This window comes from Halovibrio sp. HP20-59 (assembly GCF_033052795.2).
GTDB lineage: Bacteria > Pseudomonadota > Gammaproteobacteria > Pseudomonadales > Halomonadaceae > Vreelandella.
This window is the reverse complement of record NZ_JAWJUW020000146.1, coordinates 1-247: the sequence shown is the minus strand read 5'-3', so window position 1 is coordinate 247 and position 247 is coordinate 1. Positions and strand designations below refer to the sequence as shown.

The window sequence follows — 247 nt, the reverse complement described above, 5'->3', positions numbered from 1 at the left end:
ATCGATCGCCGGCACATCGAACAACGTGACGACCTCGGCGGTGTTGAGGATCGTGTCGGCCCCGGCCTCGCCGTACAGCCCGACGATCTGCGAGCGATCCTGCCACAGGGTCCAGAGCGAGGCGCCGTAGCCCGGTAGCTCGCCCGAGGCGGTGAGGATCTCCTCGAACCGCCCCAGCGCCGCGGCCTCGTCGATCATCACCATGATGCGCTGGGACGGCCGGTTGCGCCGGACGCTGATGAACAGG

The 247-nt window shown here is 68.4% G+C and carries 1 protein-coding gene; it reads right to left on the bottom strand.

The window, feature by feature from the left end; translation table 11 throughout:
- Positions 1 to 247 (bottom strand): type IV secretory system conjugative DNA transfer family protein (locus RZA33_RS19690; RefSeq protein ID WP_317509992.1); only part of this gene is annotated, 247 nt, incomplete at both ends.